This is a genomic window from Aquimarina amphilecti, from assembly GCF_900109375.1.
Taxonomy (GTDB): Bacteria; Bacteroidota; Bacteroidia; order Flavobacteriales; family Flavobacteriaceae; genus Aquimarina; species Aquimarina amphilecti.
On record NZ_FOAB01000005.1, the window covers coordinates 83,781 to 101,035 of the forward strand.

Here is a 17,255-nt window from a genome sequence, read left to right on the forward strand (position 1 = left end):
TCGATCAAAAACTTAGATCATAATGTCTTTTCGGTATTTAATTTGAAATTGCTTAGGAGAAATATTGAATTTTTTTTGAAATGTCTTAATGAAATGTGGGGTGTTTTCGTATCCAACTTGTCGTGCGATACTTGTAACAGAATCGTTAGTGTCTTTTAATAAAAAAGAAGCTTTTTCTAACCGTCTTTCGATCAGCCACTTTTTAGGAGAAATACCAAATTTAGATTTAAAATCTCTTCTAAATGTGGAGATACTTCTTCCAGTAAGATAAGAGTAATCTTCAACGTCCAGTGGTTTGTCAAAGTTATTATTCATAAAAGTCCGAATGTTTTTTTTAGCTCTTTTTTTTAATTGAAAAAGCTTTGACAGAAATTCACTCCCTTGTTTCGAAATACTGATCAGATGCAGTAATTCTAGTAGTTTTGGTCTTGTGAATTGATGCTGATTTTTACCTCTGTAAAGGGTAAGAAGAGTATCTGTAAAAAGTCGCAGATTTTGATCATACTCTAGTACTAAATTTGTTGAGGTATCTTCCTTTGTAAACACTTCGAAATTATTCAAAAATTCATCTGTGATTTCTTCATCAAAAAAGAATACGACTGCTTCAAAGGTTCCATTTTTAGGAATAATATCTGATATCATATATAGCCCTCTTGGTAAAAGAATGATTTGATTTTTTTGAACTATGGTTAAATCACCTTCTGAGGTTTCGACTTGTAATCCACCATTTAATACTAAGGTTAATGCATGGGAAGCTAAATAGCGTTCATTCTGAAGATCTGCTTGTTTCACACTTTTTAGGATTACACAAGAAATGCCATCAACTAGTACTTTTTCTATATTTGGATGTTGGTAAAATACCTGAGGAACTACTTTCATAACAAACAAAAATCAAAAGAATGAATAATATTAAATAAGAGTATTTAATAAAAGTAATGATTTTCGGTCAAAAATGTTATGGAGTAAATATTAAAGTACCTTCTAATATAAATTCATCAACAATTGCATTTTCTTTCATACGTTTAAAAATACTAGGCGAATTATGATTAACTCCATATTTAGTTCTGTCAATTGTATGATTAAATGTAATAGTAATTCCAGAGTCATTGTGTTCTATGTTAACAGGAATACGTTCTAGGTTTGTTTTTCCTTTAATAGTCAGTTTACCTTGTAGAATAGTTTTATGATTTTCAATCTTTGTAGTTTTTTCTAGAGTAAATATAGCTTTTGAATATTTTTTAACCTCAAAAAAATCTTCGTTTTTAAGATGGCTTTTGAGATCATTGTTTTCATGATCTAAACTTTTCATGTCAATGGCAATATTCATAGCGGATATTACTGTATCACTTATAATCATGGCACCTTTTTTTGCGTCAATCGTGCCTTTTAGAGAATAAGAATTAAATGCAGCTTTACCTGTCCAGAAAAATGTCGATTTTTTTGTATCTAATTCGAAACTCTGGCCGTTTATACTTTGTAATCCTAATAGTAGAAAAAATACTATAGATATAATTTTTAGTGTTCTCATTTTAATTCAGAAGTTTATTGGTTGTTTCTATTTTTTCATATCCACATACGGTTTCCCCATCCTCAGAAATGCCTATAAAGTACCACATAGCCCATCCGCCAAAGAGAGAACTATCTGTTCGCCAGTTTTTTGTCCAAGTATATGGTTGAGACTGTTTCATAAGTTCTTTTTTAGTGCCAAAGTTTTTATTTAATTCTTTTAATGGATATGATTTTCTTAGGTTCCAGGTGTTATTATAAAATAGATAAGCTCCATATTCTATGATTTTAATCTCACTTTCCTTACACAGAATCGCTGTGTTGTGTTTCCAGTAATATCCATTATCAATCTTAATTGCATCAATATTTTTTGGAAAGTTATTTACTTCAATTGCCTTACGAAGTGTTTTTAACTTATCAGGTAATTCTTCATTTATGGGAGTTCCATATTGTATTTGAGCGGTCAATGAATTTAAGGTAGATGCTATTAATAGTACAATTATTATTCTCATAGCGTTATTATTTAGTTTTTTCTGCAATCCAAACTGCTAAAAAGCCTCTATCCACAGCATGAGTAGAACCGTATAATTTTCCGTTTTTATAGTAAAAGCTTGTGTTATAACTTCCGCTATTGTCACCAGATATCAGAGAAACATAAACAACATCTAATTGTGTATTAATTCTTCCTTCTTGTATTTTAACTCCTTCTCGATAAAATGTACCGTGTACAGTTTTGGAGTTGATTTTATCAATACGCATCATAGCAAAATTAGAGTCTGTTTTATCCTGAGGACTCATATCTAATTTCCATTCACCTATTAATAATTGTAAGTCGGTATTATTTTCTTGAGAAAAGGTGGAGAAAGTAGTGATGAAAAGAACGAGTAGGCTTATTTTTTTAAAAATTGCAAAATGTTTCATTTTTATGATTTTAGAATTTGTATGAGACAAATATTGACCAAATGCAGAAAAAAATCGTTTCAATTTGCTAAATGAGACGGATTTTAGGTAAAAACAAGGTTTCAATTTTTTAATTGAAACTTTTAAGACTTTGTTTTTAGCGCGCTAGGAGGTTTTCCTGTAATTTTTTTAACGGTTCTGTTAAATGAAGCTTTAGAATTAAAACCAGCATCATAGGCTAAAGCCAGAAGTGTAAGGTTATCATTTTTAGGATTGTCAAGTAATCTCTTTACTTCTTTAAAACGAAGTTCGTTTATATAATCAGTAAACTTTTTCTGGTAGATTGTATTTAAGCATTTAGTGACTAAATACGGTTTTACGGAAAGTTGTTTTGATAATGAAGCTAGGGTAAGCTCTGGATTTTTGAAGAGCTGTTCCTCTTTCATTTTAGTTTCTAAGGTTTTACGGATATTTTGTAGCTGCTCTTTCTCTTTGTCAGAAATGATTGCAATTTGTTTGAACGCACTTTCTTTTCTTCGAGCAAAACCCTCTAAACCTAACCAATAGGTAATAATTGCCATCCCTATAAATACAGGGTGTCCGTAGAAAAAATTACTTGCAAAATTGAAGAAGAAAAAATCGATTAATATCCCAACTACATAAATGATAGAAAATATTTTCATTACTAAAACAACTCTTTTTATCCAGTCGAGTTTTTCTTCAAGAATTTTATATCCTTCTACTTGTATTGTATTACTAAGTATTTTTTCAGCTTTAATACTATAAAAAACAATTAGTGCTCCAGAAACAATAAACATAGTAGGGTAATGCATCCATACTACATATCCCCAATACCCTAACCAAGAGAGGCTCTCCCGAGTACCATCCCAGTAAAAGTTTTGCGCTTTAATAAAAAAGCTCCAAGTAAATTCTATTAGTACAGGAAGGAAGTGAATCCAATCTTTTCTTAAAAATTTGAACTTGGGATTAACGTAACTTTTTATAAAAAAATAGATAAGCGTTCCATATATCCAATTGTATTCTAATAGTATATGATACCAAAAATCATATCGTCCCAGCCCAAAAATATTTAAGGTCTCTACGATTAGGCGATAAGAGAAAAAGAATAATATAGTGGCAAGAAATCGATTAGCCAAGTAGTGTACTCCATGTTTTTGCCATAAAATAATACCAAAAATGATTCCTTGTATGGCACCAATACATAATAATATAACCAAAAGTATCTCTAACGTTTCCACTGGATTAAAGATAAAGAAGAAGATTTAAGAAACAACTTTTTCCTTATAATATCGATACAAATCTTCTGATGAAGCTCCTAGCCATCTTCTCATATGAATATTTAGAAAGTGATATTGTAATCGCCAAACACCTACTTCTCTATAGCGTCTTGCAGAAGTAATAACATATTTAGGGATGATAACAAATTTATCAATAGCAAAAAGGCGGTCTACTAAATCGTTATCTTCATAAACGATATAAGCTTCATCATATCCATCTATTTCTCTAAATAATGAAGCTGTAATGAATTGACTTTGATCTCCTCCACGACAGCGCTTACTTTCGAATTGAGTGAGCCAACCTAAGAATCGAAGCCACCAATGTTTAGAATCAAATTTCATTCTAAAACAACCGGCTTCATTGCCTCCATGAATTTGTTGGATAATATCCCTATCATAGCCATCAGGAGGAAAAGAATCTGCGTGTAGGAAATAAAGTATTTCTCCAGAAGCTGCAGCAGCTCCTGTATTCATTTGTTTAGCACGGCCTTTCTCTGAAGATACTAATTTAATAGGTGTTTTTTGTGTATTTGCGGAATCTGTAACAGCTTTTTGAGATTCATCCACGCTTCCTCCGTCAACTACTATAATTTCTTTAATGAAATTTGGAGAGGAATAAGTTTGTGTCAAATGGGAAAGCAGCTTACGAATTGTAGCTGCTTCATTTAGAATAGGAATTATTATAGATATTTTCAAAAGGGAACTATTATTTCGAATATAAAATTACTCATTTAAACTCCAATCGTATTTTTTATATCCTTTCTTTTTTTGTTTGTCAATCTTAACTGTAGAATATTTATTTATAAAAGCTTTTGCATCTTCGCCATCAACTTTGAAATCTTTTTTAAACCAGCTAAAGATTTTAGATACTTCTACTACTTCTTCAGTGATCGTATTTCTTTTAGGATCATTAATAAAATTCTTGGTCAAGGTTTCTAATGCATTATCTACATTGCTTGCGGTAAAAGCTCTGTTCCAAACTATTGGACAAGAAAAGGAAGCACAATTAATAGCAAAGTGAATTCTAGGATCTCCTAGTTTTCTTAGAATCTTGTGCTCTAATTCGTTTAGGCTATGTAAAACGCCATTAATTTTAAAAAACTGTCTTCCCCAAGGGTCTTTAATGTCTTTTATACTTTTTAGAGGATAATTATCAATAATTAGTTTAATGGTATAGGCATTATAAGCATTAATCCAATATGCTAGAGTCTCTTCTTTACTCCAAGATGCAGTAGGAGGATTATCAGAAAGATAGGTGAAATATTGGTACAACTGGGAACTATCTCTCATAAATCCTTTATAGTCAACTTTGCCATCTTCAGAAACATTTATAAGTAAAATTTGATCCCAAATGGCATGATCAAGTTTTTGCTGCGCTTTTGTTTGAAAAGAGATAAATGTTATCAATACTAATACAATGATTTTTGGGGTCTTCATTTTTTGTAATCTTTTAATATATCCAAATGTATTCGTTCTTACAAATGGTTAAAATGTGTTCGACTTTTAGTTATTTTTTTTGTTTTTTAAATAACGAACGCTTTATTAAATATTCGTTAAATACATTGTCTTAGTCCAAAGTTTATGCCACTCCTTACAAATATAGTTATAGCTAAAATTTTTTGACTTTGCAGGTTAATTTCTGATTCCGTATTATTGTAATCGAACTATTTATATATGATTAGTACAGATTTTAAACTTCCTTGTGGAGTGATATTGAGCAACAGATTGGTGAAATCTGCTATGACAGAGCGTATTAGTAATAGTAAGTTTGAACCTACCGAAGGGCATGAACGTTTATACAGAGATTGGTCTAACACTGGAGTAGGTTTATTAATTACAGGTAATGTTGTTATAGATCGGAAACATCTGGAATCAGCCGGAAATGTATGTTTTGATGATGAAAAAATGCTTCCTAAGTTAAAATCGTGGGCACAGGAAGCTAAAAGATATGGGAATCATATATGGGTGCAGATTTCTCATTCCGGAAGGCAGACGAATAGATTCGGTACGAATACGCCTTTAGCACCTTCGGAAGTACAATTAAAAAAGTTAGGGCTTTTTGGTAAACCCAGAGCAATGACTGAGAAAGATATATTAAATGTGATCGAACGTTTTGTAAAAGCTGCTATAATTTCTAAAGATGCTGGTTTTACAGGAATTCAAATTCATTCTGCACATGGATACTTATTAAGTCAATTTTTGTCACCTCATACAAATCTCAGAACTGATAGTTGGGGAGGACATATCGAAAACCGAAGTCGTTTATTATTAACTATAATAAAGGAGGTACGAAAAGCTGTAGGAGTGGATTTTCCAATTTCGGTAAAACTAAATTCTGCGGATTTTCAGAGAGGAGGATTTACTGAAGAAGAATCGTTGGAGGTAATTAAGATGTTGGATAGAGAAAAAATTGATTTACTTGAAATATCTGGAGGGACTTATGAGAAGTTAGCTTTTTTTACCATGAATGAAGAGGGTTCTGGGCTTAAAGAAAGTACAAGACAAAGGGAAGCTTATTTCATTGATTTTGCTAAAAAAATTCGAGCTATTAGTAACCTTCCTTTAATGATTACAGGAGGCTTTAGATCATATGATTTTTGTAATGAAGTTTTGATCAATAAAGAGGTGGATTTAATTGGTATGGCAAGACCCTTTATTACTAATAGAGAGGATATTCCAAAGTTTTTAAAAGGGCAATTACCATATCTTAAGAATCTAGTTTTGCGAACTGGTCTAAAACAATTTGAAGATGCAGCAGAAGGAGGTTTTTATGCTAGGCAGATTATAAGATTTTCTAAAGGTAAAAGTTTGAAAACTAATATGAATCCTTTATGGTGCTCTATGTTTTTGATACTATATGAGTTCAAAAAAGCGATGATAAAGAAATTGTTTTAAAAAAAATATCCCTAAAACAATGGTTTTAGGGATATAAATTTCTTCTCTTATTGATTTAACAACATCCGCCACCATCATAGTGATATGTAGATTCACTTATATAAATATCTTCTCTTCCTAGATCGGCAAGAGCACCAGCAGTTTTATCACAAATTGCTAATGGTTGATTTTTTAGTAGAACATGTCCCTTTTTATCATCAAAATAATCATCATCACCAAAATAAATAGCTGCTTTTCCAGTAAAAATGCAAGGTCCATCTTCTGGCATTGGATCTTTAATGGCAGCTACTTCAATAGATTCTATATAGATTAATTCATCTGTTTCGTAATTCTTTGGATCTAGAATACGATAAGGTTTACGAGCTCTAATTTCTATAGTTCCAAAACCAACATCGGTTAATGCCTTTACATATTCTGCTATCGGTAAACTTCCACTAAGACATAATGCTCTCAATCGTTCATCGTTTCTAAGTGTTTCATTCATTGGTTGCTCGCAGGTAGGATCACTCATCACCAATCTACCATGAGGCTTTAATACACGATGCATCTCCTCAATGGCTTTTTTTAGATCTTCTGCCTTAAAAATATTGAATAAACAATTTTGCGCAGCTACATCAATGCTATTATCTTCTACCGGAAGATTTAGTGCATCACCGAATCTTAGATCTACAAAATCACTGTTAAACCATTCGTTTTGCTCTTCAGCCTCTTTGAAGTTTTTATGAGAAGCATCTAACATTTCTTGTACGACATCAATGCCTATCACACCACTTTTTTGGCGCGAGAAATATGAGAACTGCAGTAATTCCATTCCTCCACCAACTCCTACATATAGAATTTTTGGATTGTTGGTTAAATCACGTGCGTTTACAGTACTCCCGCAACCATAATTCATTTCCTGCATAATTTTTGGAATCTTTAACCCAGGTAATTCCCAAATAGGATTTGTAGTACAACATAAACCTACGTCAGGTGTTAATGCTGCTTCTTTATATACATCATGTGTAGTTTCTAAATAGCTCATATCTTTTTTTGTTTTCTTATTTTGAAGAGGAATTATTTATTTTATGATAATTAAAGTTGCTTTATCAATTCTTTGAACAAAAGAATCATTTCTGGCTCCGCTTTTCCGGCCATTGCTATGATTTCATCAATATTAACAGGTTGTAAATTATCTGGATCACATTCATCAGTAAGGACAGATACTGCAGCAACGGGTAGGTTAAGATGATTAGCAACTATAATTTCAGGAACAGTACTCATTCCTACTGCATCAGCACCGATTATTTTTAAATAACGATATTCTGCACGAGTTTCTAATTGAGGTCCTACTACGGATGCATATACCCCTTTATGAAGATTAATGTTGTTTTCTTTAGCAATAGATTCTAATTTCTCATTAATTTTAGGATCATAGGGAGCACTCATGTCAGTAAAACGAGTTCCTAGTTGTTCCACACCTTTAAACGCTAAAGGAGAACCTCCCTGAAGATTTATATGATCATCGATTAACATTAATTCTCCTTTTTTGAAATTTAAATTAATGGCTCCGGATGCATTAGAAACTAGTAGTGTTTTGATTCCTAATTGCTTCATTACTCGCACTGGATATGTCACATCTTGTAGAGAATATCCTTCATATAAATGAAAACGCCCCTGCATTACTACGACATTTTTGCCTTCCAGTTTTCCGTAAATTAGTTTTCCTTTATGGAATTCTACTGTAGCTGTTGGGAAATTCGGAATATGATTATAGCTTACTTCTTTTAGAATTTCTATTTCATCTAATAGTTGGCCTAGTCCTGTTCCTAGTATAATACCTATTTCTGGATTTTCAAAACCTTTTTCTTGTAGGTATTCTGTAGTCTCTTTGATGTATTTAGTCATTTTGATAGCTTAATAAATGTTGAAAAACGGAGATGTCTTTAATGTCTTCATAATAATCTACATCATTTCGTTCTTCTAATAATTTGATGTTAGTTTGTTGTATATCGTTTAATGTATCTTTTAATACTGTATTTGTTCCCCATGATTTGTTTTGAAAAACTTTTGAGTTCAAAGACTTCAATCCGAATAAGTAATAACCACCATCTTCGGCGGGGCCAATTACATAATCGTGATTTTTCAATGCTTTAAAAGCATTTTCAATATCCAGTTGGTTGAGGTCATACATGTCACTTCCTATTACAATTATGTTGGTATATCCTGCATTAAAACCATTTCGGAAAGCACTACACATTCTAGCACCAAGATCTTCTCCTTGTTGCAGTCTTTTATTATATGTAGTCGGGTTCCAAATGTCATTTTCGCCAACTTTTGTAGAATAATATACTTCTTTTGTAACCGAAAGACTTTTGGTAATAGTTACAGTGTGATCCAACAATAGTTGATACACTTCTAGAGCAGCTTGATCTCCTATAGTAGCTGCTAATCGAGTTTTGCACTTACCCAGTTCTGGGTTTCTAGTAAAGATCATTAATAGGTTCTTTTCTATCACTTTTTATATACTTTTTTTCCTTTGTGTAACCATTCCCCCCATTGTTTGGAAAATGCGTGTACTTTATTTGTTTCTTCTCCTTTAGTATTGATTACTTTATGGTTCTCATTTTTCCATTCAAAAATTCCTCCGTATAAATTAGATATATCATTATAACCAGCTTTCTTTAATTTTTCTGAAATGTCTTCTGATCGTATTCCTAAACTACAGTAAACAACAATTTTAGATTCTTTAGAAATGCTTTGATCTGATATAACATCGATATCAAAGTGATGATATCCTACATGTATGGCGCCTTCTAAGTGACTTGTTTCATACTCAACAATTTCTCTAGCATCTAGTAAAATAACTTTATCATATATAGTACTTAGCTCCTTTACGGATATGTATGGTATACTTTCATTATTATACTTATCAAGCAATTCTTTTAATGAATCTTGACTTACAACCAAAAACGGTGATGTAATAAAAATGAATGCTAAAATTGTTGTTTTCATGTAATCTTTACTATCGATCGTAGCGCTATACTGCAATATTGAATATGGATTTGTTTGAAGAAAGTAATAACCTAGACTTTGCTAAGGGTTTATTTAACTTTCCTATAAATAGAAGGCTATAGTAAAATTGAAAATTATTAAACTTAAGCCATATAAAAGGGAGATCCTTTATTGTAAAAAGACGATAGTAGATAAGTGTCTTTTAATAGTTTGTTAAGGTTAAATATTTCTTTTTCAGTATTTATAATCTGATAGATTATAGTTTTAAGAGTTGTAGAGAACTTAGAACTGAGTCTAGATACAATTTTTAAATCTTCAAGGGAATCAATATCATGTAAAACCTCTAGTCGAGCCACTTCAATTTTTGAAGTGTTAATCATTACCGATATGCTCTTAGCTAGTTTCTTTGATTGCCATGGGAGTTCTAAAAAAGTATTTAAATTAAATTGAGATTTATGTAATCCCATTAGATAAAATCCTCCATCAGAAGATGGTCCTATAACAAATTTTTCATTTTCAAGTTGTATAGCACTATCTAATAAATGATTTTTATTTAGGTGAGGAGTATCATTTCCTATTGTAATTACATTTTCATACCCTAGATCGTAAGTATCTTGAATTGCATTTACAAATCGTTCACCAAAGTTTTTTCCATTTTGATTTTTTTCTGTGAATACAAAAAAGGGAAGTCCCGAACTCTTTACAACCTTAATTGTTTTTTTTGTAAGTTCAGTAAATAACTTTTCACCTCCAATAATAGGCTTGTTAAGAAGCTCTTCTTTAGAAGAGTTCGCGAAAACTAATATGGCGGTTCTTTTATTCATTTTTTTATGCTACCGTTCCCTGACAGCTACTTCCAGCTCCAGCAGTACAACCGTAACAGTGCTGAGAGATAATAATATTTCTATTTTGGAGTAACTCTTCATTATACTCGCTAATATGTTTTACTTTACTGGCTACTTTAAGATCAAGCATCTGATTAAAATCACAATCGTATAACCATCCATCCCAACTAATAGAAATAGTATTAGTACACATTACATTTTCTACTGCTGATGGATTATAAGCTTCTACTAATGCGTACATATAATCTTCATAATTTTCAGAAGCAATTAGGTAATCCAGAAATCTACTGATTGGTAAATTAGTAATTGCAAACAAATTATGAAAGTGAATTCCAAAATCTTCTATCAAAGCTTTTTTAAACTCTTTTTCCATAGAGGCTTGATCTCCTGGTAAAAAAGCTCCAGAAGGATTATAAACTAAATCTAGTCTAAGATCACTGTCTGGCATGCCATAACCTCTTTCATTCAGTTCTTGTAAGGCTTTTATTGATTTATCAAAAACTCCATCTCCCCGTTGTTTATCTGTTTTACCTCTAGTCCAATGTGGCATTGAAGAAACCACGTGTACATTATGTTTTTTGAAGAAATCAGGCAGATCGTAATATTTTTTATTTGCTCTTATAATAGTCAAATTACTTCGTACAATAAAATCTTTAATTCCTGCTTTACTAGCTTCTTCTACAAACCATCTAAAATTGGGATTCATTTCAGGAGCTCCACCTGTAAGATCCAGTGTATGTGCTCCCGTTTTCCTTATGACTTCTAAACATTGTAGCATAGTTTCTTTTGTCATAATTTCTTTACGATCAGGACCTGCATCTACATGACAATGCTCACAAACTTGATTGCACATATATCCCACATTGATTTGTAAGACTTCTAATTTATTAGGTCGTAGTGGGTTATGTCCTATTTCTGCGATTTTATCTGCAAATTTCGGCAATTCTCCATTCGCGAAAATCCCGTTATTCAGAATCTCTAATTGTCTATGAGAATCTGCTAGTTCGTTATTTCTATTTTTAAGCGACTTAGTAGCCATATATTATTTTTAATCATTGATTTTATCAAAGTTATTAAGGTTACTATAATTTGTAGTAATCATATTACATTGATAATTTTTCATATTTATTCATCATTTGCACACCGTGTACTAAAGTTGCACCACTTTCTATTGCTGCTCCTGCATGCACCGCTTCCATCATTTCTTCTTTTGTAATACCTTTCTGAAGTCCATCTTTTGTGTATGCATCAATACAGTACGGGCACTTTACTACATGGGATACAGCAAGGGCTATAAGAGACTTTTCTCGCGCGGATAAAGCACCTTCTTCAAAAACTTTTCCGTAATAATCAAAGAATTTTGTTCCTAGCTCTTCACTCCATTCCGTTATTTTTCCAAATTTTCTAAGATCCGCAGGATCGTAATATGTTTTAGACATGTGTTGTCAATTTTAAGTTAGAAGCATTTATTGTTAGTCGTACTACAAAGATCAAAGCTTACAATAAATCCAAATTTATTTAATAAAGACTAAAGTCAACATTATGAAGATAAAATAAAAGTTAATGTTAAATAATTATGTGTTTTTATTATAAAAATATTAGTTGTCAACTAATAAAAATATATGATTTAGAAAATAAGTGACGTTTTATTTTATTTTTAATTTTAGATATTTTTAGTTTCACTTGTTAAGATAATAGTATACTTTTTTGTTTCGCAAAAAGCTCATGATTATTGTTATAAACGATAAAGTGCATAGAGATAATATATTTATTTAATCTATATTAATTTTCATTTTATCGATCTTAGTTATTTATATTATTTTAACACTTTTTGGGTATAAATATCTGATTTTCAGTTATTTTTTTGAATATTTTGGATTTTAAAATAAACTATATTCCTTACATGTACATAGAATGTTAAGATTAATGAATTGGTTTAAATTAGGATGTATTGTTGTAGCTTTATCAATATTAATGACAAAAAATCTAAAATATTTATTTACTCTGTTGAGTGGGTTTAAGTAGATATTTATTAAGAAGATTTGAAAGATAGATTTGTAAATACATTTATTGTTTAAAAATTAAAAGGTAAGACTAGTGAAGGATTATAAAAAATATAACTTAAGGGGTGTAAGTTTAGTTATAGCGGGGCTTTTTTTATTTATACCAAAATATAGTTTCTCTCAAAACAAAGAGAGTAAAGAATCTTCTAACATAGAAAAGAAAGTAGATTCTTTAATAGCTATTATGACACTAAAAGAGAAAATTGGCCAACTGGTTTTGTATAATGGTAGTTGGGATGTAACTGGCCCACCTTCTGATGTAGGAAATAAAGAGAAATACGAAAAATTAAGAAACGGTGAAGTTGGAGCCATGCTTAATGCTACCTCTGTTGCAGGAACTAAAGAATTGCAGAAAACGGTTATTGAGAATTCACGGTTAAAAATTCCATTACTATTTGGATATGATGTAATTCACGGTTTTAAAACTATTTTTCCAATTCCTCTTGGAGAAAGTGCAAGTTGGGATCTAGAGGCAATTACTAAATCTTCATCTATAGCCGCAAAAGAAGCGACGGCATCAGGTATAAACTGGGCATTTGGACCAATGATGGATATTTCTAGAGATGCTCGTTGGGGTAGGGTTATGGAAGGAGCTGGAGAAGATCCTTTTTTAGCTTCAAAAATAGCTGTTGCACGAATTGAAGGTTTTCAAGGAGATGATTTGTCTAAAAATAATACGCTGGCTGCTTGTGCTAAGCATTTTGCTGCATATGGTTTTGCAGAAGGAGGAAGGGATTATAATACTGTGAGTATAGGTGAGTATGAGTTGCATAATACAGTGTTGCCTCCATTTAAAGCCGCAGTGGATGCAGGTGTAGCTTCCATGATGAGTTCGTTTAATGAGATTGATGGAATACCGGCGACAGGACATAAAGGACTGCAAAGAGATATTCTTAAAAATACTTGGGATTGGGATGGATTTATAGTTTCAGATTGGGCTTCTATTTCGGAGATGATATTTCATGGATATGCAAAAGATAAGACACATGCAGCAGAGTTAGCTATAAAAGCTGGTAACGACATGGATATGGAGGGTAGAGCTTATGAAGCAGGTTTAGAACAATTAGTAAAGGAAGGAAAACTTGATGAAAAATTAATTGAGGAAGCGGCTAAAAGGATACTTAGAGTTAAATTTAAATTAGGACTTTTTGCTGATCCATTTAAATATTGTGATGAGGATCGTGAGAAAAATGATATCTATACTAAGGAACATCTAGAAGTAGCAAGGGATGTGGCAAGAAAGTCTATTGTTCTGCTTAAGAATGATAAGAATGTGCTTCCGCTTAAGAAGAATATAAAAAGCCTTGCTGTAATCGGACCATTAGCAGACGATAAAGATACTCCAATTGGAAGTTGGAGGGGTATGGCAACACCAAATTCAGCTGTTTCTCTTTTAGAAGGAATCAAAGCAACTGTAGATAAAACTACTAAAATTTCATATGCAAAAGGTGTTGAGCTTGGTGTAGGTGAACGAAGTTTTGTGCGTGACTTAAAGGTAAATAGAGATGATTTTAAGGGTATAGAAGAAGCGGTAAATATAGCAAAAAACGCAGAAGTTGTTGTTTTGGCTATTGGAGAAGAAGCTTTTCAGTCAGGAGAGGCCAGAAGTCAGGTAGATATAGAATTAACAAAGCCTCAACAAAAGTTGTTCGAAGAGATCTATGCTGTAAATAAAAATATTGTAGTTGTTCTTATGAATGGCCGTCCTATGGCAATATCTAATGTTGCAGAGAAAGCGCCATCTGTAGTAGAGACGTGGCATTTGGGTTCGACATCAGGTAGCGCGATTGCAGATGTGCTATTTGGAGATTATAATCCTTCAGGTAAATTACCAGTTTCTTTTCCAAGACATGTTGGTCAACTACCATTGTATTATAATGTAAAGAATACAGGAAGACCAATAAATGCGGATGGAATGGTGTTTTGGTCCCATTATACTGATGAAAAACATGATGCCTTGTTTCCTTTTGGACATGGATTAAGCTACACTAATTTTAAGTATAAAGATTTTAAAATAAATGCCCCGTCATTTACGTCTGGAGGAAATCTATCAGTCTCAGTAACGGTTACCAATACCGGTAAAAGAAAAGGAAAAGAAGTTGTACAATTATATATCAGAGACTTATTTGGAAGTTTAACACGTCCTGTGAAAGAACTTAAAGACTTTAAATTAATTAAACTAGAGCCTAATGAAAGTAAAACAGTGACTTTTAAGATTGATGAAAAGACCATTCAGTTTTATACCGCTAATAAGAAGTGGGAAGCAGAGGATGGTGACTTTAAAGTGTTCGTAGGAGGTAGTTCAAAAACAGATTTGGAAATTGATTTTTCTTTTAAAAAATAAATGATGCAAAAATTATATATAATATTACTAGTCTTAATTGTAATAAGTTGTGACTCTAAAGAGAGCGTAGAAAATAAAAAGTCGATTTCAGAAAAACCTTCAATGAATACAGAATTAGATGATAAAGTAGCCGCCCTTCTTTCGGAAATGACTCTTGAAGAAAAAGTTGGTCAAATGACTCAGATTACGCTTGATGTTGTTACAAAAGGTGATAATCAGTTTAGTTCGGCACAACCGTATCAGTTAGATTCTGCATTAGTTCATAAGGCAATTCATACTTATAAAGTAGGATCCATACTTAATACTCCAGGAGTTCCTTTGTCAAGACAAGATTGGTATAAGACCATTAAAATATTTCAGGATGAAGCAGCTAAAACTCCAAGACAGATTCCGATAATTTATGGAATAGATGCTATTCACGGAGTTAACTATACAATTGGTGCAACATTATTTCCGCAGCAAATAGGATTGGCCGCGACTTTTAATAAAGAGTTAGTTAAGGAAGTAGCTGAAATTTCGGCTTATGAAACTAGAGCGTCATCAATTCCTTGGAATTTCTCGCCTGTATTAGGTTTGGGAAGAAATCCATTATGGCCTCGATTATGGGAAACATTTGGAGAAGATGTGTATTTAGGTAAAACAATGGGAGTAGCTATGGTAGAAGGTTATCAAGGGAATCTTGGTGATCCAAATACAGTAGCCTCTTGTATGAAACATTACTTAGGTTATAGTGTTCCTCTTTCTGGAAAAGATCGTACACCAGCGTGGATACCCGAAAGAGAATTAAGACAATATTTTTTACCAGCATTTAGAGAAGCAGTAGATGCAGGATCTGTAACTTTAATGATCAATTCTGGAGAAATAAACGGAGTTCCTGTGCACGCTAGTAAATTCTTACTCACAGATGTGTTAAGAAATGAACTTGGTTTTGATGGTATTGCGGTTACGGATTGGGCGGATATCAATTATCTGCATACAAGACATAAAGTTGCGGAGACAATTAAAGACGCGATTAGAATGTCTGTAAATGCAGGGATAGATATGAGTATGGTGCCACATGATTTTGAATTCATTGAATTACTTGTGGAGTTAGTGAAAGAAGGAAGTGTTTCTGAAGAAAGAATCAATAGTGCTGTATCGAGAATATTAAAGGTTAAGATGCAATTAGATTTGTTTGAAAATCCAGTAACAAGGTCTGAGGATTATCCAGATTTTGGTTCTGGCAAGTTTGCTCAGGTCAGTAAGAATGCGGCTTTAGAATCTTTTACATTGTTAAAAAATAAGAATAACATTTTGCCCTTAGAAAAAGGAACCAAAATATTAGTAACTGGTCCAACTGCAAATACAATGAGATCTCTTAACGGCGGATGGTCTTATAATTGGCAGGGTAGTGAAGCTGATAATTATGCAAAGGATAAAAACACGATTGCTGAAGCTTTTGTGAATTTAGGTAATGTTTTCGTGGAGGGAGTTTCTTTTAAAAAGAGTGGTATTGATAGCAACACTTCGCAAGAAATTTTATTTGAAGATAAAAATAATATCAGTGCTGCAATGAAGGCTGCTAAAAATAGTGATGTCATTTTGTTATGTTTAGGTGAAAATTCATATACGGAAACACCAGGGAATATTAATTCTATTATGATGCCTAAGGATCAAATTAAATTGGCTAAAGCATTGTCTAAAACAGGAAAAAAAATAATACTGGTTTTATTAGAAGGAAGGCCTATTATTTTTAATGAAATAGAACCATTGGTTGATGCTGTTTTTATGGGGTATCTTCCTGGTAATCATGGGGCAGATGCTTTGTCAGATTTGTTATTTGGAATAGAAAGCCCATCTGGTAGATTGCCAATTAATTATCCAAAACACCCGCATGCGTTTGTAAACTATAATCATAAGCATTCTGATAATATTGCAGTGCCAAATTATTATGAATCTGATTATGATCAGCAATACGAATTTGGTGATGGATTATCATATACTAGTTTTGAATATAGTAATTTATCATTGAGTTCTTCTGAAATGAAACAAGACGGATCTATTACTGTTTCTGTAAAGGTTACCAACACTGGAAACAGAAAAGGAAAGGAGGCCGTATTATTGTTCGTTAGTGATCTATATGCTAGTATTACTCCGGAAGTTCGTGCGTTAAAAGGATATGAGAAAATAACATTAAATGAAGGAGAGTTTAAGGAAGTTTCTTTTACAATAACCAAAGACGAATTATCTTTTGTAAATGAGAGTTTAGAAACAATTGCTGAGTCAGGGGAATTTGAAATTAGGATCGGAGATTTAAAGAAAAAATTTGAGCTTAAATAATTATCAAGATTTAATATTTGCATTTAGTTTAAAATGGATATTGATAGCTTATTAATGTTTTACAAATCGATAGTTTGTATAATGTGTTAAG

Annotated in this window: 17 protein-coding genes; 3 read left to right on the forward strand and 14 right to left on the reverse strand. The window is 32.2% G+C overall.

The window, feature by feature from the left end:
- Nucleotides 1-12: 12 nt before the first annotated feature.
- The 7 genes from BMY33_RS13955 to BMY33_RS13985 form a co-directional block, all read right to left on the reverse strand.
- Nucleotides 13-879 carry a helix-turn-helix transcriptional regulator gene (locus BMY33_RS13955; protein WP_091409651.1) on the reverse strand — a complete coding sequence of 289 codons (867 nt, stop codon included), beginning with the start codon at nucleotides 877-879 and terminating at the stop codon, nucleotides 13-15.
- 76 nt (nucleotides 880-955) lie between these two features.
- Nucleotides 956-1,528: a YceI family protein gene (locus tag BMY33_RS13960; RefSeq protein ID WP_091409653.1), complete on the reverse strand. Its 573-nt coding sequence runs from the start codon at nucleotides 1,526-1,528 to the stop codon at nucleotides 956-958.
- A gap of 1 nt (nucleotide 1,529) precedes the next feature.
- Nucleotides 1,530-2,018: a hypothetical protein gene (locus tag BMY33_RS13965; protein WP_091409656.1), complete on the reverse strand. Its 489-nt coding sequence runs from the start codon at nucleotides 2,016-2,018 to the stop codon at nucleotides 1,530-1,532.
- A gap of 7 nt (nucleotides 2,019-2,025) precedes the next feature.
- A complete protein-coding gene (locus BMY33_RS13970) occupies nucleotides 2,026-2,427 on the reverse strand; it encodes a hypothetical protein (protein ID WP_091409658.1) in 402 nt (133 codons plus the stop codon).
- A gap of 122 nt (nucleotides 2,428-2,549) precedes the next feature.
- The gene (locus BMY33_RS13975; RefSeq protein WP_091409660.1) at nucleotides 2,550-3,665 is read right to left on the reverse strand and encodes a helix-turn-helix domain-containing protein; all 1,116 of its coding nucleotides are present in this window, start codon (nucleotides 3,663-3,665) and stop codon (nucleotides 2,550-2,552) included.
- 24 nt (nucleotides 3,666-3,689) lie between these two features.
- The gene (locus tag BMY33_RS13980; RefSeq protein ID WP_091409663.1) at nucleotides 3,690-4,400 is read right to left on the reverse strand and encodes a TIGR04283 family arsenosugar biosynthesis glycosyltransferase; all 711 of its coding nucleotides are present in this window, start codon (nucleotides 4,398-4,400) and stop codon (nucleotides 3,690-3,692) included.
- 27 nt (nucleotides 4,401-4,427) lie between these two features.
- The gene (locus tag BMY33_RS13985) at nucleotides 4,428-5,141 is read right to left on the reverse strand and encodes a DUF547 domain-containing protein (protein ID WP_091409665.1); all 714 of its coding nucleotides are present in this window, start codon (nucleotides 5,139-5,141) and stop codon (nucleotides 4,428-4,430) included.
- A gap of 237 nt (nucleotides 5,142-5,378) precedes the next feature.
- Between BMY33_RS13985 and BMY33_RS13990 the strand changes: the two genes are divergently transcribed.
- Nucleotides 5,379-6,599: an NADH:flavin oxidoreductase/NADH oxidase family protein gene (locus BMY33_RS13990; protein ID WP_091409668.1), complete on the forward strand. Its 1,221-nt coding sequence runs from the start codon at nucleotides 5,379-5,381 to the stop codon at nucleotides 6,597-6,599.
- A gap of 55 nt (nucleotides 6,600-6,654) precedes the next feature.
- Here BMY33_RS13990 and arsM read toward each other — a convergent pair whose 3' ends face one another.
- From arsM to BMY33_RS14025, 7 genes are all read right to left on the reverse strand, one after another.
- On the reverse strand, nucleotides 6,655-7,623 hold the full coding sequence (gene arsM / locus BMY33_RS13995) for an arsenosugar biosynthesis arsenite methyltransferase ArsM (RefSeq protein ID WP_091409670.1): 969 nt from the start codon (nucleotides 7,621-7,623) through the stop codon (nucleotides 6,655-6,657).
- 50 nt (nucleotides 7,624-7,673) lie between these two features.
- Nucleotides 7,674-8,486, reverse strand: coding sequence for a purine-nucleoside phosphorylase (locus BMY33_RS14000; protein ID WP_091409671.1), 813 nt, complete (start codon nucleotides 8,484-8,486; stop codon nucleotides 7,674-7,676).
- The gene (locus tag BMY33_RS14005; RefSeq protein ID WP_091410303.1) at nucleotides 8,479-9,075 is read right to left on the reverse strand and encodes a TIGR04282 family arsenosugar biosynthesis glycosyltransferase; all 597 of its coding nucleotides are present in this window, start codon (nucleotides 9,073-9,075) and stop codon (nucleotides 8,479-8,481) included. The genes BMY33_RS14000 and BMY33_RS14005 overlap by 8 nt, the downstream gene beginning before the upstream one ends.
- Before the next feature lie 17 nt (nucleotides 9,076-9,092).
- A complete protein-coding gene (locus BMY33_RS14010; protein WP_091410305.1) occupies nucleotides 9,093-9,593 on the reverse strand; it encodes a rhodanese-like domain-containing protein in 501 nt (166 codons plus the stop codon).
- Between the two features lie 143 nt (nucleotides 9,594-9,736).
- Nucleotides 9,737-10,417: a TIGR04282 family arsenosugar biosynthesis glycosyltransferase gene (locus BMY33_RS14015; protein ID WP_091409674.1), complete on the reverse strand. Its 681-nt coding sequence runs from the start codon at nucleotides 10,415-10,417 to the stop codon at nucleotides 9,737-9,739.
- A gap of 4 nt (nucleotides 10,418-10,421) precedes the next feature.
- On the reverse strand, nucleotides 10,422-11,477 hold the full coding sequence (gene arsS / locus BMY33_RS14020; RefSeq protein ID WP_091409676.1) for an arsenosugar biosynthesis radical SAM (seleno)protein ArsS: 1,056 nt from the start codon (nucleotides 11,475-11,477) through the stop codon (nucleotides 10,422-10,424).
- A gap of 64 nt (nucleotides 11,478-11,541) precedes the next feature.
- Complete coding sequence (locus tag BMY33_RS14025) at nucleotides 11,542-11,877, reverse strand: arsenosugar biosynthesis-associated peroxidase-like protein (protein WP_066313279.1); 336 nt, start codon at nucleotides 11,875-11,877, stop codon at nucleotides 11,542-11,544.
- Between the two features lie 658 nt (nucleotides 11,878-12,535).
- Between BMY33_RS14025 and bglX the strand changes: the two genes are divergently transcribed.
- Both bglX and BMY33_RS14035 read left to right on the forward strand, forming a co-directional pair.
- Entirely contained in the window at nucleotides 12,536-14,845 is a 2,310-nt protein-coding gene (bglX, locus tag BMY33_RS14030) for a beta-glucosidase BglX (RefSeq protein WP_244543024.1), read from the forward strand.
- Nucleotides 14,846-14,848: 3 nt separating this feature from the next.
- Nucleotides 14,849-17,164, forward strand: a complete 2,316-nt coding sequence (locus BMY33_RS14035) for a glycoside hydrolase family 3 N-terminal domain-containing protein (protein ID WP_170837080.1) — start codon at nucleotides 14,849-14,851, stop codon at nucleotides 17,162-17,164.
- Nucleotides 17,165-17,255 lie beyond the last annotated feature (91 nt).

Coding starts and splice junctions, on each gene's coding strand:
- BMY33_RS13955 (WP_091409651.1), bottom strand. CDS start 879: ATGAAAGTAGTTCCTCAGGTATTTTACCAACATCCAAATATAGAAAAA.
- BMY33_RS14010 (WP_091410305.1), bottom strand. CDS start 9,593: ATGAAAACAACAATTTTAGCATTCATTTTTATTACATCACCGTTTTTG.
- BMY33_RS13970 (WP_091409658.1), bottom strand. CDS start 2,427: ATGAAACATTTTGCAATTTTTAAAAAAATAAGCCTACTCGTTCTTTTC.
- arsM (WP_091409670.1), bottom strand. CDS start 7,623: ATGAGCTATTTAGAAACTACACATGATGTATATAAAGAAGCAGCATTA.
- BMY33_RS14015 (WP_091409674.1), bottom strand. CDS start 10,417: ATGAATAAAAGAACCGCCATATTAGTTTTCGCGAACTCTTCTAAAGAA.
- BMY33_RS14035 (WP_170837080.1), top strand. CDS start 14,849: ATGCAAAAATTATATATAATATTACTAGTCTTAATTGTAATAAGTTGT.
- BMY33_RS13990 (WP_091409668.1), top strand. CDS start 5,379: ATGATTAGTACAGATTTTAAACTTCCTTGTGGAGTGATATTGAGCAAC.
- BMY33_RS14025 (WP_066313279.1), bottom strand. CDS start 11,877: ATGTCTAAAACATATTACGATCCTGCGGATCTTAGAAAATTTGGAAAA.
- arsS (WP_091409676.1), bottom strand. CDS start 11,477: ATGGCTACTAAGTCGCTTAAAAATAGAAATAACGAACTAGCAGATTCT.
- BMY33_RS14005 (WP_091410303.1), bottom strand. CDS start 9,075: ATGATCTTTACTAGAAACCCAGAACTGGGTAAGTGCAAAACTCGATTA.
- BMY33_RS13960 (WP_091409653.1), bottom strand. CDS start 1,528: ATGAGAACACTAAAAATTATATCTATAGTATTTTTTCTACTATTAGGA.
- BMY33_RS13985 (WP_091409665.1), bottom strand. CDS start 5,141: ATGAAGACCCCAAAAATCATTGTATTAGTATTGATAACATTTATCTCT.
- BMY33_RS14000 (WP_091409671.1), bottom strand. CDS start 8,486: ATGACTAAATACATCAAAGAGACTACAGAATACCTACAAGAAAAAGGT.
- BMY33_RS13965 (WP_091409656.1), bottom strand. CDS start 2,018: ATGAGAATAATAATTGTACTATTAATAGCATCTACCTTAAATTCATTG.